The organism is Enterobacter sp. IF2SW-B1 (assembly GCF_001743375.1).
Lineage (GTDB): Bacteria > Pseudomonadota > Gammaproteobacteria > Enterobacterales > Enterobacteriaceae > Enterobacter > Enterobacter bugandensis.
In genome coordinates, this window is sequence record NZ_MJAA01000389.1 from 1 (window position 1) to 358 (window position 358).

Below are 358 nucleotides of genomic sequence, written 5' to 3' on the forward strand. Positions count from 1 at the left end.
GCAACACACCCGGCGGCCGAGAGGTCGAGCATCACCGGTTTGCCTTTTGCCTGCGCCAGCGCGCTGTTGAGCTCATCGACGTTCTTACCGTGTATAAAGTTTAAATGTGCCTGCGGCTGGCCCACAGGCGAGCCGAACGCCCAATCCTGACGCGGGCGCACGCTCACCACCGCGGCGGCGAGCAGGAGAATTTGCACCAGACGCATCCTCGCTCTTTTTGCCCCCAGGCTGACGACAAACGCCCAGGAGAAGTACGCCACGCCGAGCATGGCCCTCTGGCGCAATCGCCACGCGTCACCCTTGTTGCGCTCCAGCAGGAACACCGGGAGCGCCAGGATGACAAAACCGAACGCGGTTT

1 pseudogene is annotated in these 358 nt (G+C 62.8%); it reads right to left on the reverse strand.

From position 1 onward, the window contains the following. Positions 1–358 (reverse strand): annotated as a pseudogene (gene dipZ / locus A6013_RS24765) (protein-disulfide reductase DsbD); the annotation flags it as partial.